Consider the following 1033-nt stretch of genomic DNA (forward strand, 5'->3'; position numbering starts at 1 on the left):
CTATAACTATCATAACTTCCATTAGAAATCATATCGCTGTATGAAATATAATCAAACCCTACATCGTAACGAAGCATTGAAAATATTGTTATAAATAGGGCGACTAAAATAAAAACATTTCTGCTTTTAGTTATCAACAAAGGTATAGCAATCGTCAAAATGACCCAAGCCAACATTTAGATATCCAACAATCGCAAATTAGTTAACAGATGTTTTATTAAAGAAATATTCCCAAGATGACATCAGGACTATATCTCCATTTTTATTAGCTACAAAATCTAGGATATCTTTCCTATTGGTTTTCACACATTTTGATAAGGTCTGCATAAGACTTGTTCTATCATAATTACTTGCGAATGGATATTCTGACTTGAACCATTTAGCAAAATTTGATTCATTAAGAATTACATTACAGCCTAGACTAATTGCATGATAAGCTGCACCAGTAACAATCATTGAATCATCAATATGAGGAATTATAACGTAGTCAGATTGTAATATAATATCATTCAGTACCTTCTTCTCCACAAAGGCATTTTCCCACGTAACATTTAAATTTCTGTCAGAGATAATTTTTTTTATTTCTAATGTCAGCAATTCACTATCACTTTTGCCCAACATTCTTAGATGATAGTCTGAAGGCCAAGCATTGAGTAATTGAGTTAAACCTTTATATGACTTCACCTGGCCAAAATACAAAAATGATAACTGCGTGTTATGTTTAGTGGAATCACAACTATTACTATAACAATAGTATTGTGGATGAGGTACATATTCCATAATGCCCAACTCAGGCACAGGTCTATGTGCCAATATATCAGTTGAGAATCTATATAAAAGATCACATATGACCCCATAGTATGTTGAATGCTCTTCTTTTTTATAATCGTGAGGGTAATAGTTATGCCTTATCCAAATAATTTTTCTAACCACCACCTTAAGCAAGACCAAAATAAAAAATGCCTTAGTTAAATGTAATATAGGCCATTTTTTCAAAATACAATTTTCAAAAAAATTCAATATTACTATATCT

Annotated in this window: 1 protein-coding gene; it reads right to left on the reverse strand. The window is 30.9% G+C overall.

What is annotated here, in order from left to right; translation table 11 throughout:
• Nucleotides 1-198: 198 nt before the first annotated feature.
• The coding region (locus tag J3L11_RS18820; RefSeq protein WP_207571985.1) for a hypothetical protein at nucleotides 199-1033 on the reverse strand (835 nt) is incomplete at its 5' end.

Source organism: Shewanella sp. 4t3-1-2LB, assembly GCF_017368415.1.
In the GTDB taxonomy this organism is placed as follows: domain Bacteria; phylum Pseudomonadota; class Gammaproteobacteria; order Enterobacterales; family Shewanellaceae; genus Shewanella; species Shewanella fodinae.